Source organism: Streptomyces sp. NPDC049597, assembly GCF_040675505.1.
Lineage (GTDB): Bacteria > Actinomycetota > Actinomycetes > Streptomycetales > Streptomycetaceae > Streptomyces.
The window spans coordinates 26,401-43,174 of sequence record NZ_JBFAOY010000037.1; the positions used below are offsets into that span (position 1 = coordinate 26,401).

Annotated in this window: 17 protein-coding genes and 1 pseudogene; 9 read left to right on the plus strand and 9 right to left on the minus strand. The window is 72.8% G+C overall.

What is annotated here, in order from left to right; genetic code table 11:
• The first annotated feature begins 8 nt into the window (after positions 1-8).
• Both AB0K02_RS29460 and AB0K02_RS29465 read left to right on the plus strand, forming a co-directional pair.
• A complete protein-coding gene (locus AB0K02_RS29460; protein ID WP_365995608.1) occupies positions 9-1,229 on the plus strand; it encodes a type ISP restriction/modification enzyme in 1,221 nt (406 codons plus the stop codon).
• 465 nt (positions 1,230-1,694) lie between these two features.
• Positions 1,695-2,891: a CaiB/BaiF CoA-transferase family protein gene (locus AB0K02_RS29465; protein WP_365995609.1), complete on the plus strand. Its 1,197-nt coding sequence runs from the start codon at positions 1,695-1,697 to the stop codon at positions 2,889-2,891.
• Positions 2,892-2,926: 35 nt separating this feature from the next.
• On the opposite strand, the gene AB0K02_RS29470 is transcribed toward AB0K02_RS29465, so the two are convergent.
• Complete coding sequence (locus AB0K02_RS29470) at positions 2,927-3,190, minus strand: hypothetical protein (protein ID WP_365995610.1); 264 nt, start codon at positions 3,188-3,190, stop codon at positions 2,927-2,929.
• Between the two features lie 283 nt (positions 3,191-3,473).
• Between AB0K02_RS29470 and AB0K02_RS29475 the strand changes: the two genes are divergently transcribed.
• Positions 3,474-4,409, plus strand: a complete 936-nt coding sequence (locus AB0K02_RS29475) for a serine/threonine-protein kinase (RefSeq protein ID WP_365995611.1) — start codon at positions 3,474-3,476, stop codon at positions 4,407-4,409.
• Between the two features lie 105 nt (positions 4,410-4,514).
• On the opposite strand, the gene AB0K02_RS29480 is transcribed toward AB0K02_RS29475, so the two are convergent.
• On the minus strand, positions 4,515-5,324 hold the full coding sequence (locus AB0K02_RS29480) for an SGNH/GDSL hydrolase family protein (protein ID WP_365995612.1): 810 nt from the start codon (positions 5,322-5,324) through the stop codon (positions 4,515-4,517).
• Positions 5,325-5,609: 285 nt separating this feature from the next.
• Here AB0K02_RS29480 and AB0K02_RS29485 point away from each other — a divergent pair, with 285 nt between their 5' ends.
• Positions 5,610-6,704: a DUF5925 domain-containing protein gene (locus tag AB0K02_RS29485; protein ID WP_365995613.1), complete on the plus strand. Its 1,095-nt coding sequence runs from the start codon at positions 5,610-5,612 to the stop codon at positions 6,702-6,704.
• 247 nt (positions 6,705-6,951) lie between these two features.
• Here AB0K02_RS29485 and AB0K02_RS29490 read toward each other — a convergent pair whose 3' ends face one another.
• Positions 6,952-7,332, minus strand: a complete 381-nt coding sequence (locus AB0K02_RS29490) for a GntR family transcriptional regulator (protein WP_365995614.1) — start codon at positions 7,330-7,332, stop codon at positions 6,952-6,954.
• A gap of 69 nt (positions 7,333-7,401) precedes the next feature.
• On the opposite strand from AB0K02_RS29490, the gene AB0K02_RS29495 reads away from it, so the two are divergent.
• Together AB0K02_RS29495 and AB0K02_RS29500 are read left to right on the plus strand one after the other, a co-directional pair.
• Positions 7,402-8,331, plus strand: coding sequence for a GNAT family N-acetyltransferase (locus AB0K02_RS29495; RefSeq protein ID WP_365995615.1), 930 nt, complete (start codon positions 7,402-7,404; stop codon positions 8,329-8,331).
• Entirely contained in the window at positions 8,312-8,794 is a 483-nt protein-coding gene (locus AB0K02_RS29500; protein WP_365995616.1) for a DUF402 domain-containing protein, read from the plus strand. Before AB0K02_RS29495 ends, AB0K02_RS29500 begins: the two co-directional genes overlap by 20 nt.
• On the opposite strand, the gene AB0K02_RS29505 is transcribed toward AB0K02_RS29500, so the two are convergent.
• The 5 genes and pseudogenes from AB0K02_RS29505 to AB0K02_RS29525 form a co-directional block, all read right to left on the minus strand.
• Positions 8,775-9,872, minus strand: coding sequence for a methyltransferase domain-containing protein (locus tag AB0K02_RS29505; RefSeq protein ID WP_365995617.1), 1,098 nt, complete (start codon positions 9,870-9,872; stop codon positions 8,775-8,777). The genes AB0K02_RS29500 and AB0K02_RS29505 overlap by 20 nt on opposite strands.
• 51 nt (positions 9,873-9,923) lie before the next feature.
• A pseudogene (locus AB0K02_RS29510) lies at positions 9,924-10,372 on the minus strand (GNAT family N-acetyltransferase).
• Positions 10,369-11,865: a tripartite tricarboxylate transporter permease gene (locus tag AB0K02_RS29515; RefSeq protein WP_365995618.1), complete on the minus strand. Its 1,497-nt coding sequence runs from the start codon at positions 11,863-11,865 to the stop codon at positions 10,369-10,371. Before AB0K02_RS29515 ends, AB0K02_RS29510 begins: the two are co-directional and overlap by 4 nt.
• Positions 11,865-12,395 (minus strand): tripartite tricarboxylate transporter TctB family protein, encoded by a 531-nt coding sequence (locus tag AB0K02_RS29520; protein WP_365995619.1) that lies wholly within the window; start codon positions 12,393-12,395, stop codon positions 11,865-11,867. Before AB0K02_RS29520 ends, AB0K02_RS29515 begins: the two co-directional genes overlap by 1 nt.
• Positions 12,392-13,375, minus strand: a complete 984-nt coding sequence (locus AB0K02_RS29525) for a tripartite tricarboxylate transporter substrate binding protein (protein WP_365995620.1) — start codon at positions 13,373-13,375, stop codon at positions 12,392-12,394. The genes AB0K02_RS29520 and AB0K02_RS29525 overlap by 4 nt, the downstream gene beginning before the upstream one ends.
• Positions 13,376-13,506: 131 nt before the next feature.
• On the opposite strand from AB0K02_RS29525, the gene AB0K02_RS29530 reads away from it, so the two are divergent.
• Positions 13,507-14,193 carry a response regulator gene (locus AB0K02_RS29530; protein WP_365995621.1) on the plus strand — a complete coding sequence of 229 codons (687 nt, stop codon included), beginning with the start codon at positions 13,507-13,509 and terminating at the stop codon, positions 14,191-14,193.
• A 13-nt stretch (positions 14,194-14,206) separates the two neighbouring features.
• Here the strand turns inward: AB0K02_RS29530 and AB0K02_RS29535 are convergent, their stop codons facing one another.
• Entirely contained in the window at positions 14,207-14,575 is a 369-nt protein-coding gene (locus tag AB0K02_RS29535) for a VOC family protein (protein WP_365995622.1), read from the minus strand.
• 241 nt (positions 14,576-14,816) lie between these two features.
• Here AB0K02_RS29535 and AB0K02_RS29540 point away from each other — a divergent pair, with 241 nt between their 5' ends.
• Together AB0K02_RS29540 and AB0K02_RS29545 are read left to right on the plus strand one after the other, a co-directional pair.
• Positions 14,817-15,551 (plus strand): formylglycine-generating enzyme family protein, encoded by a 735-nt coding sequence (locus AB0K02_RS29540; RefSeq protein WP_365995623.1) that lies wholly within the window; start codon positions 14,817-14,819, stop codon positions 15,549-15,551.
• Between the two features lie 208 nt (positions 15,552-15,759).
• The gene (locus AB0K02_RS29545) at positions 15,760-16,773 is read left to right on the plus strand and encodes a lytic polysaccharide monooxygenase (protein ID WP_365995624.1); all 1,014 of its coding nucleotides are present in this window, start codon (positions 15,760-15,762) and stop codon (positions 16,771-16,773) included.
• Position 16,774 lies beyond the last annotated feature (1 nt).

A 16,774-nucleotide genomic window follows, 5' to 3' on the forward strand; every position in this document is an offset into this window, starting at 1 on the left:
TCATTAGCATGCGGACGGTGACTGCTCTCACCGAGGACGTGACCGAGGACGCGCCGCTGCTCGACGACCTCATGCCCTGGTCCGTGGCGCCGCTGCGGCTGGGCCGTGGCTGGGTGATGGCGCCGGACGCCACGTCCCTGCGGGCCCGCTGGGACGCGCTCGTACGGGCCGACGGCGCCGAGCGGGAAGCCCTGTTCGGGCCCACCCGGGCGCGTACGCCGCACAGCGCGGTCGCGCAGCTGCCGGGGCAGGCGACCGGGACGGGGCGGATCGCCCGCGAGCGGGGCCGCTGCCCGGAGCCCGTGCGCGTGCTGCACGGCGCGTTCGACGAGCAGTGGCTGATACCGGACCACCGGCTGATCGACGCGGCCCGGCCGGAGTTGTGGCGGGTGCGGGACGAACGGCAGCTCTTCGTCGTCGAGCACGGCCACGTGCCCAAGGCCGCGGGGCCCGCGCTCGTCGTGACGGCGCTGCTGCCGGACGGGCGCTCACCGGCGGGCCGCCCGGGCCGGATCCGTCCCCTGTACCGCAGGCCGGGCGGGCGGGAGCCGAACGTCTCGCCGGGGCTGCTGGACCTCCTCGCGGACCGGTACGGGCACGGGGTGACTGCCGAGGACCTGGTCTGCTGGACCCTGGCGGCAGCCGTCGCCTCCCCCGCGGGGTGCGCGGTCCCGCTGACCGCCGACGCCTCCGTGTGGGCGGCGGGCGTGGAGCTGGGCCGACGGGCGATGCGGATCCAGCTGCGGGGCGCGCACGGCGGGGAGCGCCCGAGGCTGCCGGGCGGCCGGCGCCCGTATGTGCGGGCGGCCCTGCCGGCGCGGCCGGACGCGCTCGCGTACGACGCCGACGAGGAGACGCTGACCATCGGCGACGGCGGCCGCGTCGCGCCGGTGCCGCGCGGGGCCTGGGAGTTCGAGGTGGGCGGCGTGCGGGTGCTGGAGCAGTGGTTCGCACAGCGCAGGGCCGGCGGGGAGCCGGGCTCCTTGGAGGCGGTGCGGCCGGCGTCCTGGCCGCAGGAGTGGACGTCCGAGCTCCTGGAACTGATCACGGTGCTGGGGCTGCTGGTGGAACTGGAGCCGGAGCGTCAGCGGTTGGGGCTGGGCGCCCGGATCGGGGCGGCGGAGCTGCGGGCGGCGGGAGTCCTGCCGCCGCCGGGGGCGGCGCGCCGCCCGGCGTCGGTCCTGGACCACGCGGAGGAGGGCCCGGAGGGCCAGTTCGCCCTGCTGTGACGTCCCCCACCCCGCCCCTTCCCTTACCGGGGCTCCGCCCCGGGCCCGGCGCTGCGGGGGCCGTCGCGGGTCCGCGGGTCCGCAGATCCGCCTGTCCAGGCACCCCACCGTCGCCAGGCACGAGAACGCCTCCCGGCGGGCTGGAGCGTGGGGGGCACATTCAGCCCCGCCGCGCTTGACTCCCGGGGTTCACCTTCAGCCCCGCCGACGATCGAGGCGCGGGGTTCGGGGCGGAGCCCCGACGAGGGCGTGCGGCCACGACGCCACGTCCGGCAGGAACCCACCCCCCGGCCGGACACCTCCAGCCGCGTCGGTGACTGAGGCGCAGGAGCTCGGGGGCAGCGCCCCCCGAAGCGCAGCGTTCGCAGCGCGCCCGGCGTCAAGGGGACGCCGTGGCCAAGTCCGCCCGGCGTTTTCATGATCTCCAGGGGTGACAAGATGGCGGATACACATTAGACACGGCCTATGAGCCAACAGCCACTGCCCCTGGACGGCATCACGGTCGTCGCCGTCGAGCAGGCCGTCTCCGCGCCGTTCGCCACGCGCCAGCTCGCCGACCTCGGCGCCCGCGTGATCAAGGTAGAGCGCCCGGACGGCGGTGACTTCGCGCGCGGCTACGACACCGCGGCCCGCGGGCTCGCCTCGCACTTCGTCTGGTGCAACCGCGGCAAGGAGTCCATCGCCGTCGACCTCAAGGACCCGCGCGGACTGGACATCGTGCACCGGCTCGTCGCCGACGCCGACGTGTTCGTGCAGAACCTCGCGCAGGGCGCGGCGGCCCGGCTCGGCCTGGACGCCGCGGCCCTGTGCGCGCGGCATCCGCGGCTGATCGCCGTCGACATCTCGGGCTACGGCTCGGGCGGCCCGTACGCCCACAAGCGCGCGTACGACATGCTCGTGCAGTGCGAGGCCGGTCTGGTCTCGGTGACGGGCACGGCGACCGAGCCGGTGAAGGCGGGCGTCCCGGCGGCCGACATCGCCGCCGCGATGTACGCCTTCTCGGGCGTGCTGGCGGCGCTGCTGCGGCGCGGTACGACGGGCCGTGGCGGACCGGTCGAGATCTCGATGCTGGAGTCGCTGGCCGAGTGGATGGGTCACCCGCTCCACCACGGGATGCACGGAGGTGCGGCCCCGGCGCGCACAGGTGTGGCGCACGCCGTCATCGCCCCTTACGACGCGTACGCCACCGCCGACGGCGGCCAGGTGCTCCTGTCGGTGCAGAACGACCGCGAATGGCGTCGGCTGGCCGGACAGGTGCTGGCGCGGCCGGAGTTGGCGGACGACCCGGACTTCGCCACGAACACCGCGCGCACCGGGAACCGGGCACGTACGGACGCCGTTGTGGCCAAGGCCCTGGTGGGGATGACGACGCAGGACGCGATCGACCGGCTGGAGGCCGCGGGCATCGCCTGTGCGCGCCTGAACAGCGTGACGGACGTGGCCGCACACCCGCAGCTGGCCGCCCGTGACCGGTGGCGTGAGGTCGACTCGCCGGTCGGGCCGCTGCGGGCACTGCTGCCCCCGATCACGCTGCCGGGCGGGGCCCCGGCGCGGATGGGGGCGATTCCCTCGCTCGGCGAGCACACCGACGCGCTGCTGCGGGCCCTGGGGATGACGGATGAGGCCGCGGCGGCGCTACGCCGGGACGGTGTGGTCGCCTGAGCGGTCGCGCGAGGAAGGGAGTCGGGCGGGGTCGGTCAGCCGCGGCTGCCGAACAGGGAGCGCCGCAGTCGCCGCAGCGGGGCGAACAGCGAGACGCGCGCGCTCTTGCTCCCGCGCCCGTGCCGCACGTCGCGAGAGGTCAGCTCGCGCATCAGCAGGGTCGCCTCGGCGGCCTCGCCCTGCGGGACGGCAGGGCCGCCGAGCACCGCGAGGTGGCGGTCGAGACGCGAACTGGTCGCGACGCTTCCGCAGGTGATGGCAGGCACACGGGGCCTGCTGCGAACTGTTATCTGATCCATGTCACTCCCCACCCGTACGAGACACCCGGCCCGGGCACATTAACCCTATCTCCCCGGCGGGACACCCGTGTATCCCGCCTGCATGATTCACCACACTCATACGGAGGTTGACGGTTACTCTCCGAATGCATGTGATTCCAGGGCGAGTTGGGCGGCCGTGGCAGTCATCGCGGCAGGCCCGGCAACTGACGGATGATCAAACCATGTCCGTGCTCGATGAATTGAGTTGGATTCGCGGGGTTTCCACCATGTTGCGGCTCCGGTCGCGGACAGGGGGCATGGCATGAGCGGACCATCGGGAACCGAGCGGCTGATTGCGGAGCGCTACCGCCTGATCGGGCCGCTCGGCCAGGGCCGTACGGGCGTGGCGTGGCTGGCCCGCGACGAACTGCTGGGCCGCGAGGTCGCGGTCAAGGAGGTCCGCGCACCGGCCGGTCTCGACGCCACAGCGGCTCGCCGGCTGTACGGACGGCTGGAGCGGGCGGCGCGGGCCGCGGGCCGCGTCTCGCACCGCAATGTGGTCGCCGTCCACGACGTGGTCACCGACGACGGCCGCCCCTGGATCGTGATGGAACTCGTGCGCGGCCTCGCCCTGTCGGACGTACTGGAGGCGGAGGGGCCGCTGCCGCCCGCACGCGCCGCGCACATCGGCGCGGAGGCCGTCGCCGCCCTGCGCGCCGCGCACGCGGCGGGTGTGGCGCACCACGACGTGAGGGCGGCCAACGTCCTCGTCGGCAACGACGGCCGCGTGATGCTGACCGGTTTCGGCCTGGCGCCGGAGAGCGCACCGGATGCCGAGCCGGGCGCCGACGCCGATCTGTGGTCGCTCGGCGCCCTGCTCTACACGGCGGTCGAGGGCCGCTCCCCCGGCGCGGACGAGGAGGTCCGGCCCTCGGAGCGGGCGGGCGCACTGGCACCGGTCATCTCGGGGCTGATGCGGCGGGACCCGGCGGAGCGGATGCCGGCGCCCGAGGCCGAGCACCGGCTGCGGCTGGCGAGCGCGGGCGGAGCCCCGCGTGCGAGCGCAGCGCCGCCGTCGCGGCCCCCGCAAGGCCGGGGCGATGCCGAACGCGACACGCACGCAGGCGGCACAGGGCCGTCCGCGAGCCCGTCGCCTTCCGCCGGCGAACCGCGCCGTGCCGTGACGGTGCTGACGGCAGGTGTGGTCCTGCTCCTGCTGGCGCTCGCGGCCCTGCTCTGGGCGGTGCTGAGCGGGTGAAGCGGCGGGCCCCGCCCTGCCGCCGGGACGGCCGGGCAGGGCCCGCACCCGTACAGGTCTGCGGGAGGGAACGGCGTCCGGTCCGGCGCGCCGGCGGTTCCCGGATCAGGCCTGTGAGGCGAAGACAGGCAGATAGCCGCCGGACTGTCCGGACGCCGTCGGGTGGTACGACTCGCTCATGTTGAACCAGTTGACGCTGTGCAGCCAGGCGTCTCCCGAGCAGATCTCGTGCCCGGTGAACGTGCCGACGACACTGCCGAAGGTGTATCCGTGGTCGGCCGCACGCTTGGCGGTCGCCGCGTTGAGGTAGTCGGCCGCCCCGTTGATGGCGGACCGCTTCGTCTCGCTCATTCCGGCCGAGCAGCTGCCGTTGAGCTTGTAGAAGCGCGGATAGCCGAGGACGACGACCCGGGCCGCGGGCGCCTTGGCCCGGATCGCCGAGTACACCTGGTCGAGTTTGCCGGGCAGGGTCGTGTCGACATAGCGCTTGGCCTGCTCGATCCGGGCGAGGCACTCGGCGTCGGAGCTCAGGACGCAGGTGGTCATCACATCGGAGAAGCCCGCGTCGTTGCCGCCGACCGTGATGGAGACGAGGTCGGTCGCCGAACTCAGCGGCCCGAGCTGACCGGCGGTCACATCACCGGTGCGCGCGCCCGAGCAGGCGGTGAACGCGAACGACGAGGGCGCGTTGCTCCCGGCCCAGAGTCTGGGATAGGCGCGGGTGCTCCGCTTGCAGTTGCCGCTGGAGCTGTCGTAACTGCCCGCTCCCACACCGGAGGAGTAGGAGTCGCCGAGTGCCACGTAGTCCACTGCCTGGACGGTGGAATCGGCCTGCGCCGGGCCCGCTCCGGTGAGAGCGAGAACAGCGCCGAGGAGGAGTGAGGATGAGAGTGCCGCGACACGGGACAGTTTCATGGAACCTCCCTTGAGCAGGATCTCTGCCTCAACTTTCGTAGCAGCGAAGCCAGTTGACCGGAAGTGTCCATGCCAAAGATGTTACTGACGGGTCATCGGCCGAAAGAGGACAGGAGCAAGTGATAGGGAATATTCCGCCCGAACGCCGCGACAGTCGCGAAAAGCTGGCCGAGACCGGCTGCTCCGGCTCGGCGGGCCGTGGGCCGTGTCCGCCGGGACACGACGTGACGCCGCACCGGTCAAAACACGGTGCGGCGCCCGGGACCGTGCCGGATCATGGGCCGTATGCCTGCCAACCCGTATGACGCCCTGCCGATCCGGCTCAACGTCGACGACAGCGATTCGCCGTCGGACGTCGTCGACGCGCTGTTCCTCGGCCGCTTCGCGGCGGGTGAGCAGCCGTACTCGCACAGTTCGACGATCGACCGCGTCAAGCCCGGCGCGACGCTGCTGCCGCCCTCGGCCTCCGTGCTGCGGTCGGCCCGTGACGACGACCGCAGCGCCACGCTCGCCGAGGGCGAGGGCTGGACGCTGCTCATCTCTCGCTGGAACCGGGGCGCGGACGTCACGGTCACCGCCGTGACGTCCGAGCTGGCCCAGAAGGTGCTCGACGAGGCGACGGACGGCGCGGCCGACGAACCCGAACCGCAGCCGGAGAACGTGACCATGGGCTTCTGGTACGTCTCACCGCGGCGCGGTCCGCACCGCACGACCCGTCAGATCTCCGCCGGCACGTGGGAGGAGATCCGGCCCAACTACACCGCCCCGGTGGCCGACGCGATGGACCGGCTGATGAAGGTCACCCCGGACGACATCGCCGGCCGGCTGCTGCTGCTCCACGGCCCGCCCGGCACGGGCAAGACGTCGGCGCTGCGCACCCTGGCCCGCTCGTGGCGCGACTGGTGCCAGGTGGACTGCGTGCTGGATCCGGAGCGGCTGTTCAACGACGTCGGCTACCTGATGGACATCGCCATCGGCGAGGACGAGGGCACGGCGAAGGGCCGCTGGCGGCTGCTCCTGCTGGAGGACTGCGACGAGCTGATCCGCGGGGAGGCGCGGCACACGGCGGGCCAGGCGCTGTCGCGCCTGCTCAACCTGACGGACGGTCTGCTCGGCCAGGGCCGCAACGTCCTGGTCGGCGTCACGACCAACGAGGACCTGGAGCGCCTCCATCCGGCCGTCGTCCGCCCGGGCCGCTGCCTGGCCCGCATCGAGGTGGGCCCGCTCACACGCGGCGAGGCGGTGTCCTGGCTCGGCACGGAGGAGGGCGTGGGACGCGAGGGCGCGACGCTGGCGGAGCTGTTCGCGCTGCGCCGCGGGACGTCTCCGGCGTCGGTGCCGTCGCAGTCGGCGGGGGCGGACGCGGGGCTGTACCTCTGAGAGCGGTGGGGGCCGGGGCGCCGCTGCGCGGAGCCTTTCCCCACCCCGCCCCTTCCCGTACCGGGGCAAGCTCCGGATCCCGTACCGCGCTTCGCGCGGTGTCCTCAATGGCCGGACGGGCTGATTTCGCTGCGTGAAATCCCGCCCCGCCGGCGATTGAGGCGCTGGGGTCCCCGAACCGCCAGGCCGTAGGGGGAGGGTCCGGGGCCCAGCCCCCGGTTACGGGAAGGGGCGGGGTGGGGGAAAGTCACTCCGTCCGATCGTACGCCGCGCGCAGGCCCTCGCGCGCGGCGGCCAGCGCCGCCTCGTGCGTCAGGCCGAGGCGGCGCACCTCCGCTGCGAACGTCGCCGCCGCCGCGGCGGCCTGGCGGGCCGCCGCGTCACCCGCCGCCGCCACGAACGTGCCGTTGCGGCCGCGGGTCTCGATCACGCCGTCGCTCTCGAGTGCCCGGTACGCCTTGGCCACGGTGTTGGCCGCGAGGCCCAGTTCCTCGGCCAGGCCGCGGACGGTCGGCAGCCGGTAGCCCACCGGCAGCTCGCCCGAGCGGGCCCGCTCGGAGATCTGGGCGCGCACCTGCTCGTACGGTGCGTCGGCGCCTTCCAGGTCGATGGTGATGTTCAAGGTCACGGCGCGATTGTCCCCCACCGCACCGATATTGGGAGGCGCCGCGGCACGGCGGCACGTAGCTTCGGCCCCATGACTGTCATCGTCAGAGATCTCCGTTCCGGCTGCGCGGAGGACGCCGAGGCCGTGACCCGGATCCGGCGTGCGGTGCTGCCCTTCGACGTGACCACCCCCGAGTCGGTCCTCTTCGGCGTGCGCACCGCCAACCCGGCCAAGAAGCACCGCCTGCTGGTGGCCGAGCGGGACGGCGTCGTCATCGGCATGTCGCACGTCGGCATCGCCTACGACGCTTCCGAGCCCGGACTCGCGTACGCCAACCCGGTCGTCCACCCCGAGCACCGGGGGCGGGGCGCGGGAGGGCTGCTGCTGCGCACGGCCGAGGAGCATCTCGCCGGCGAAGGCGCTCGCTCCCTGTTCTCCTGGGTCGAGGACACCCCCGCGTGCCGGGCGTTCGCCGAGAGGCGCGGCTTCCGTCCCAGCCGCGCGGCGCACTTCCTGCGCCTCGGCCTGGCGGCCGGGACGCTGCCGGAGCTGCCGTCGCTGCCGGCCGGGGTCGAGCTGCGGACGGCCGCCGACTACGAGGACGACCCGCGCCCCGTGTTCCACGCGGACGCCGAGGCGACGTCGGACGAGCCGAGCGACGTCGGTGCGGACTTCACCGACTACGACGACTGGATCCGCCACACCTGGGAGAACCCGCTGCTCGACCGCGACCTGTCCACGGTCGTCGTCGTGGACGGCGAGATCGCCGCGTTCACCGCGGCCATGACCGATCGCGAGACCCGCTACCTGAGCGGCATGACGGGCACGATGCGTGCCCACCGGGGCAGGGGCTTCGCGAAGCTCGCCAAGACGGATTCGCTGCGCCGGGCCAGGGAGGCCGGTTTCACGGACGCGTTCACGAGCAACGACGCCGACAACGGACCCATGCTGGCGGTCAACCGGTGGTTCGGGTACGAGATCTGCGCCTCGGAGGTCCGGCATGTCCGTGCTCTCGGCTGAGGTCCGCCTGGTCAAGGCCGGGGTCACCAAGATCCGTTACCCGGCGGAGCCGCTCTTCGACGACGGCACGCATCTGGTGGTGCGCGCTCCCTGGGCCGCCCCGGGGGTCCGTGACTTCGGCTTCGTGCGGTTCGAGCCGGGTGATGTGTTCACCGAGCACTACTGGCGCGACCGGTGGTACGCGGTGAAGGAGGTCCGCACGGGCGCGGGTGTGCTCAAGGGCTGGTACTGCGACATCACCCGGCCCGCCGTGGCCACCGGCGGCGAAGTGGTCGTCGAGGACCTGGACCTGGACCTGTGGGTGTCCGCGGACGGGCTGACGGTCCTGCGCCTCGACGAGGACGAGTTCGCCGGGAGCGGCCTCGCCGACCGGGACCCGCAGGCGGCGGACGAGGCCGTGCGCGCTCTCGACGAGCTCGAACTCCTCGCCCGCAGCGGCTCCTTCAGCGACCTCCTCGGCTGACCGGAAGCACCACCGCCCGGTCCGGCCCGTCCGCGTCGTACGCGATGGAGTCACCGTCCTCGTGCCAGTGGACGACGAATCTCTCCCCGGCGCGATAGGCCTCCAGCCCTGCCCGGCAGTAGGCGACCATGTCGCCGGGCAGGGCGTCCAGCCGGTGCCAGGCGATCTCGGAGCACTTGTCCGGCTCGCGGTTGTACGGCTCACCGGCCGCCTCGTGGTCCGCCTCGAAGAACCAGCCGGTGCGCGGCTGCCCGCCCGGGCCGCGGTGCTGCATGACCAGGGCGGCCCGCAGATCGCCCGGCGCCAGCTCCACGCCGATCTCCTCGGCCGCCTCGCGCACCATCGCCGCGCGCACGTCCTCGCCGTCCTCGACGTGGCCCGACGGCCCGTTCCACAAGCCGTCGCCGTAGCCCGTGTTCGCGCGGCGGGCGAGCAGCACCTCGTCCCCGCGGCGCAGCACCAGGTGCACGTCGATCACCTCGGTGTGCCGGCGGGGCGCGGCCGTGCAGGCCACCAGCGCGTAGCGCTCGTCGTCGACGGCCTTGCCCCACAGGGCCGGGTCCTGCGACAGGTTCTCGTGGTGGATCCGCTCGGCCAGCGGGGCGAGTGCCTCGGTCAGCCGCTCGGCCGGCAGCCCGTCGCCGCTCCAGACGCCTTCGACGAGGACGAGCCGGCCGCCCGGGCGCAGCAGCGAGGCCCAGTGGCGCAGGACGGCCTCGGGATCGGACAGCAGCCAGACGACGTGCCGGGCGAGGACGACGTCGAACCGGCGCCCGCCTACCGGGGGCTGCTCCGCGGGGCCCTCGAGGATCTCGGCGCCCGTGCCGGCGAGCTTGGCCCGGGCCCGGGCGACCATGCCGGGCGAGAGGTCCACGCCGGTCACCCGGTGGCCCTGTTCGGTGGCGAGGAGGGACAGACTGCCCGTGCCGCAGCCGAGGTCGAGCACGTCGGACGGGTGGGGCGGCAGCCACTGCCCCAGCCGCCCGGCCCATGCGCTGCGGACTGAGGGCTCCGTGAGGCCGTGGTCGGGGTCCTGGTCGAACGTGACCGCCAGGGCGTTCCAGTCGATCGTCGTCATGGTCCGATCGTCGCAGCCACCACTGACAACCGGCCCCGGGCGGCCTCCGGTTCAGGTCAGCGGCTTGCGGTAGTGGAAGCGGTCGTACGGCCCGTCGACGCGGCGCTCGACCATCTCGTAGCCGTAGTGCTCGTACATCCTCTGGCTTCTCCCACATCTTCGCGTTGGTCAGCAGCCGGACCTCGGGCAGGCCGAGTTCCCGTGCGCGCGATTCCACGAAGGCCAGCAGGCGGCGGCCGAGGCCCGTCCCCTGGGCGTCGGGGTGGACGGCGATGTTGTCCAGACAGAGGTGGTCGGCCTCGGTCCCGCAGGACCACGAGGCCGACCACCGGATCCCCGGTCACGAACACCCTTCCCGCCGCCACGTCGGCCGCGTGGTCGGCCTCCATCGGCGCCGGTACGAGACCGATCCGCTCGATGTAGTGGTGGTAGGCCGCGTCGGTCACGGCCTTCACCCGAGGAACGTCGCCGGGCACTGCGGGGAGGATGTCGTCTGTCATGCCGACACGGTACGGCGGCGGACGATCACCTTCTTCAGCAGCGGCCACGCCAGCAGGATCACGATCACCGCGTACACGGCCACGGAGAAGGGGGTGTTGACCAGTCCCGTGACGCTGCCGTCACTGATCTGCAGGGCGCGGCGCAGCTGCTGTTCGGCGGCCGGGCCCAGGATGACGCCGATGACCGCGGGCAGCACGGGCAGCCCGTAGCGGCGCATCCCGAACCCGATGAGGCCGATGACGAGCAGGATCACCAGGTCCAGGGCCTCGCCGCCGACGGCGTAGGCGCCGACCGCGGCGAAGAACAGGATGCCCGCGTAGAGGTACGGCCGCGGGATGCGCAGCAGCTTCGCCCAGACCGGCGCGAGCGGCAGGTTGAGCGCGAGCAGCAGCACCATGCCGACGAAGAGGGAGGCGATCAGACCCCACACCAGGTCGGGCTCGCGCTCGAAGAGCAGCGGTCCGGGCTGGATGCCGTACTGCTGGAAGGCGGCCAGCATCACGGCGGCGACGGCGGTCGTGGGCAGACCCAGCGTCAGCATCGACACGAGCGTGCCCGCGGCCGACGCGGAGGCCGCCGACTCGGGTCCGGCGACGCCCTCGATGGCGCCGCGGCCGAACTCGTCCTTGTGCCGGGACAGTCGCTTCTCGGTCACGTAGGACAGGAAGGTGGGGATCTCCGCGCCGCCGGCCGGGATCGCGCCGAACGGGAAGCCGATGACCGGCCCGCGCAGCCATGCCTTCCAGGTGCGCTTCACGTCGGACCCGGCGAGCCACGGGCGGCCGACGGGGATGGGCTCGCCCGTCGTGCGGCGCAGGTGGGCGGCGACCCACAGGGCCTCGCCGATCGCGAAGAGGCCGACGGCGACGATGACGACGTCGATGCCGTCCGCGAGTTGGAGCGAGCCGAAGGTGAGGCGCTGCTGACCGGTCATCTGGTCGAGACCGACGAGGCCGATGGTGAGGCCGATCAGCAGGGAGGCCAGTCCGCGGATGCGGGAGGAGCCGAGGACCGAGGTGACGGCGATGAAGGCCAGCACCATGATGGCGAAGTAGTCGGGCGCGCCGATGTCCACGGCGAGGTCCGCGACGGTCGGGGCGAGCGCGACGAGCAGGATCGTGCCGATCATGCCGCCGGTGAAGTGGCCGACGGCGGCGGCGGCGAGCGCCTGGGCGCCCCGCCCGGCCTTCGCCATCGGGTTGCCCTCCAGCGCGGCGACGACGGCCGCGCTCTCGCCGGGGGTGTTGAGCAGGATGGAGGTGGTCGAACCGCCGAACATCGCGCCGTAGTAGATGCCGGCGAACATGATGAACGCGCCGGTCGGCTCCAGGCCGTACGTCACCGGCAGCAGGAGCGCCACCGCCATCGCCGGGCCGATGCCGGGCAGGACGCCGATCGCGGTGCCGAGCAGCACGCCGATCGCGGCCCAGAGCAGGTTGACGGGGGTCAGCGCGGTGCCGAAGCCGTCGAGAAGGGAGTTCAGGGAATCCATCAGAGCACTCCCATCAGCGGGCCGCCGGGCAGCGGGACGCCGAGCAGGTTGTTGAACACGAAGTAGGTGACCACGGACAGGACCGCCGCGATGAGCGGGTCACGGTCGTGGTGCCTGCTGCCGAGCGCGAAGGCGGAGCCCCAGAAGAGCAGCGCCCCGGCGACGGGGAAACCGAGCGGGCCGATCAGTGCGGCGAAGGCGAGGAAGACGCCGCCGAGGAGCAGGACCGTGCGCCAGTCGCTCGGCTCGCTCAGGTCGATGTCCTCGCCGCCCTCGGCCTCGCCGCGGCCGCCGCGCAGGACGTCCACCGCGAGGAGGACGGCGACGACCAGCAGGCCGCAGCCGACGACGACGGGGACGGTCCTCGGCCCCACGGGGCCGCGCTGGGCGATGTCGACGTCCATGGTCAGCGCGTCGGTGAGGACGAGGACGCCGATGACGAGGAGCAGCAGGCTCACACCGAGCTCGGAGTGCTCGCGCAGCCAGGAGCGGCGTGCCTCGGTGACAGGGGTGGTGACGGTGTCGCTCACAGTCCCAGCTCCTTCAGCACGGAGTCGACCTCGTCGTCCTGCTCCTCGAGGAAGTCGCCGAAGAGATCGCCGGTGAGGAAGGCGTCGTCCCAGCCGTTCTTCTTCAGCGATTCCTGCCACTGCTTCGACTTGTGCAGCTCGGTGACGAGCCGGATGAGCTTGTCGCGCTCCGCGTCGCTCAGTCCGGGCGGTGCGACGATGCCGCGCCAGTTGGTGAAGTCGGTGTCGAGGCCGGCCTCGCGCAGGGTGGGGGCGTCGAGCCCGGGGACGCGCATCGGACCGGTGACGGCCAGCAGCCGCAGCTCGCCCGACTTGATCTGGTCGAGGTACTCGCCGACGCCGGAGACGCCGAAGGCGACCTTGTTGCCGAGGATCGAGGCGAGCAGTTCGCCGCCGCCGTCGAAGGGGACGTAGTTGACGGACTTGGGCTCAATGCCGGCGGCCCGGGCCATCAGCATGGGCGCGAGGTGGTCGGGGCCGCCGGGCGAGGAGCCGCCGCCGACGGCCAGCTTGCCCGGGTTCTTCCGCCAGGCGTCCAGCAGCTCGCCGATCGTCTTGTACGGGGAGTCCTTGGCGACCACGACGATGTCCTGCTCCTCGGTGAGCCGGGCGATCGGTGTGGTGTCGGCGAGGGTCTTGGGCGCCTTGTTGGTGTGCACGGCGCCGACGACGCCGAGCCCCATGGACATGGCGAGCTTGCCGTTGCCGTGCTCGCCGGCGAGGCGGGTGAGCCCGACGGTGCCGCCGGCTCCGGGGAGGTTGAAGACCTCGATGCCGTGGGTGAGCCCGGCGTCCTCGGCGTTCTTGGCGGCGGTGCGGGCGGTGATGTCGTAGCCGCCGCCGGGGGTGTTGGGGACCATGAAACGCAGGCCGGGGATCTGCGTGCCGGTGTCGGTGCCGCCGTCCGTCGAGAGCAGCGGGGGCACGGCGAACACCAGCAGCGCGGCCCCGAGCAGGGCGATGGAGGTGCGCAATCGCACGGGAGGGCCTCTCATGAGCGGTGAGTGGGAGCTGTGAGGTGGCCCACATGTTGCCTTCGTGTTAAGAAGCTGTCTCTCTTCCGGAATCAACGGACGTTGTGGTCCTTGTGGTCGCGGCCTAGCGTGTCGGCGTGACCAAGGTGCTGGTGGTGGACGACGACTTCATGGTCGCCAAGCTGCACAGCCGCTATGTGTCCGCGACGGAGGGGTTCACGGTCGTCGGCGTGGCCCACAGCGGTGCGGAGGCGCTGCGCGCCGCGGAGCGGCTGCGGCCCGATCTCGTGCTGCTCGACGTGTATCTGCCCGACATGGACGGGATCCGTGTGCTGCGCGAACTGCGGGCGGCCGAGGCGGGCGACCCGGACCGGGTGAGCGCGGACGCGCTGTTCATCACGGCCGCGCGGGACGCGGCGGTGGTGCGGTCCGCGCTGCGGGCGGGGGCGCTGCACTACCTGATCAAGCCGTTCAACCAAGCGGCGCTCCAGGAGCAGCTGCGGCACGTGGCGTCGTTGCGTTCCCGGCTGGAGCGGCTGGACGAGGCGCGTCAGGAGGACGTGGACCAGATCTTCGGCACCCGCCCGCCGGGCTCGCGCGAGCTGCCGAAGGGGCTCGCCGCGCACACGGCGGAGCTGGTCGAACGCATCCTGCGCGATCACCCGGGCGACCTGTCGGCCTCGGAGTGCGCCGAGGCGGGTTCGCTGTCCCGCGTGAGCGCCCGCCGCTACCTGGAGTACTTCGCGGAGACGGGCCGCGCCGAGGTGACGCTGCGTTACGGGGGCACGGGGCGCCCGGAACGCCGCTACCGCCGCGTGGGCTGATCCGCGCGTGGGTTCAGCCGGACGCCGCCGGTGGCTGGTGGAGTCCGAAGGGGGAGCCCTGGTCGTCCTGGCAGAGCTGGAAGCGGCCGAAGCGCGCGACGGACTCCTCGTCGCCGCTCGGGTCGGCGTCCTCGGCCGTCCCGCCGAGTTCCCGGACCCGGGCGACCGCCGCCCGCATGTCGTCGACCCGGAAGAACACGTACGGGCTCGCGCCCGGATCCTGGCCGTGCACGCCGCCGGGGACGCCGCCCGTGCGAATGGCGTACCCGCCGCCCTCCGTCGTACCGGCCTCGAAGCTCCAGCCGAACAGGCCGCCGTAGAAGGTCCGGGCCCGCTCCGAGTCGCCCACGCCCAGTTCGAAGAAGGAGATCTCCCCGGCCATCGCTCGCTCCCGGCATCGTGACGGACAGTGCCGGTCCCACGGTACGGCTGGGGTCGGGGTGCCGCACGCGAGCAGGGGGACGAGGTGGTCTCTGCCCTCACGGAGCCGCCCAGCCCCCTTCTCGCAGCCGATGCGCTGCGTGGACGGATGCGCCGGGCGCGGGAGCGACAGCGACTCCGCCGCCTCCCGGATCCCCTCCGAGAGATCGGTGGAGCGGGGGGCGCCGGTAGGGTGGCCCGCTGTGGACGCGGTGGCAGAAAGCGAGATGGTTGCCGTCCCGTCGGGACGGGTGACGCTGTCGGACCGGCGGACGCAGAGCAGTTGGCCGGCCGAGGTCGCGCCGTTCGAGATGTCGGCGTTCCCCGTCACTCAGTCCTGGTACGCGCGAATCACAGGCCGGCGGCCGAGCAGCGCCCGAGGCGAGCGATTCCCGGTTGAGGGTGTTTCGTGGTGGGACGCGGTCCAGTTCTGCAACGCCTTGTCCCGGCGCGAGGGGCTGACGCCCGCGTATCACCTGTGCTCCGACGCCGAGACGGCCGAATGGGACACTTCGGCAGACGGGTATCGGCTGCCGACCGAGGCCGAATGGGAGCACGCCTGTCGTGCGGGTACCACTGGCCCGCGGTACGGCCGGCTCGACGAGGTCGCCTGGTACCAAGGCAACTCCGACGGGCGGATCCATTCCGTCGGCGGCAAGCAGCCCAACGCCTGGGGCCTGTACGACATGCTGGGCAACGTGTGGGACTGGTGCTGGGACGTCTACGACGCCGAGGTGTACGGCACCTACCGGGTGCTGCGTGGTGGTGGATGGGCCGACGAGCACTGGAGCTGCCGGGCGTCGGTGCGCAGGCGCAGTCACCCGACCTTCCGGATCGACGACGTGGGATTCCGCGTCGCTCGCTCCACACCGGGCGACACGGGCGAGACGCTCCTGCTTCCCCAGAGCGCAGTCGCGCGTCGGAACGCGGCTTTCTGAGCCCCCTCTTAGCGTCACCTTAAAGGCAGCATAAGGATCGCCTTTCCCCGCTCCCAGCAGGCGATTTCGCGGTGCTCAGGGGCTAGCTTGCTGATCGCCGGGGCCGGTTCGCGCAGTCGGCGCCGTAGTCCTACGGGGGGCCGCACCGCCCGTTCGAGCCGGGCCCCGCCCCTCACGCCTCCGCCGCCATTCGAAGGAGAACGTCACCATGACCGCTCGCCGCAGGGCCGCCACGGTCGCCGCACTCGGTCTCGCCTCGGTCGCGCTGGCGGGACTGGCCGCCGCCCCGGCAGCCGCCCACGGATCGATGACGGATCCGGTCAGCCGGGTGTCCGCCTGTTTCGCCGAGGGGCCGGAGAGTCCGGTGTCGCAGGCGTGCAAGGCGGCGGTCGCGGCGAGCGGGACGCAGGCGTTCTACGACTGGAACGAGGTCAACATCGCCAACGCCGCGGGCAACCACCGGCAGCTGATACCGGACGGCGAGCTGTGCAGCGCGGGCCGCGACAAGTACAAGGGGCTCGACCTGCCCCGCGCCGACTGGCCCTCCTCGCCGCTCGCCTCCGGGAACCACACCTTCCGGTACAAGGCGACCGCTCCGCACAAGGGCACCTTCGAGCTGTACCTGACGAAGGACGGCTACGACCCGACGAAGCCGCTGACGTGGTCCGACCTGGAGGAGAAGCCGTTCGCGAAGGTCACGAACCCGAAGCTGGAGAACGGCGCGTACGTCTTCGGCGGCGTCGTGCCGAACCGGTCGGGACGGCACCTGGTCTACTCGATCTGGCAGCGCTCGGACTCCCCGGAGGCGTTCTACACGTGCTCCGACGTGGTGTTCGGCAAGGACAACGGCGGTGTTCCCGCGCCGGCCGCCTCCGCGCCCTCGGACCGGGAGATCGCGCAGGGCGCGGCCAAGTCGACGGTGGACCACGGCGGTCACGGCGGTGACGACCACGCGGAGGCGGCACATGCGGCGGCGTCCGCCGGGAAGCGCGACGCGGCGCCGTCGCCCGAACCCGCCGACAACGCCCCCGAGGCCAAGGGCGCCGGTACGCCCTCCGCCGCCCCGCAGCCGCCGGGCGAGAACCTCGCCGAGACCGGTGGCGACAGCAGCACCCCGTACATCGCGATCGGCGGCGCCGCAGCTCTCGCCGTCGGCGCCACGGCGCTGTTCGGGCTGGGCCGCCGCCGGCCGGCGGCGTCGGGCGGACGCCACAGCCGCTGAC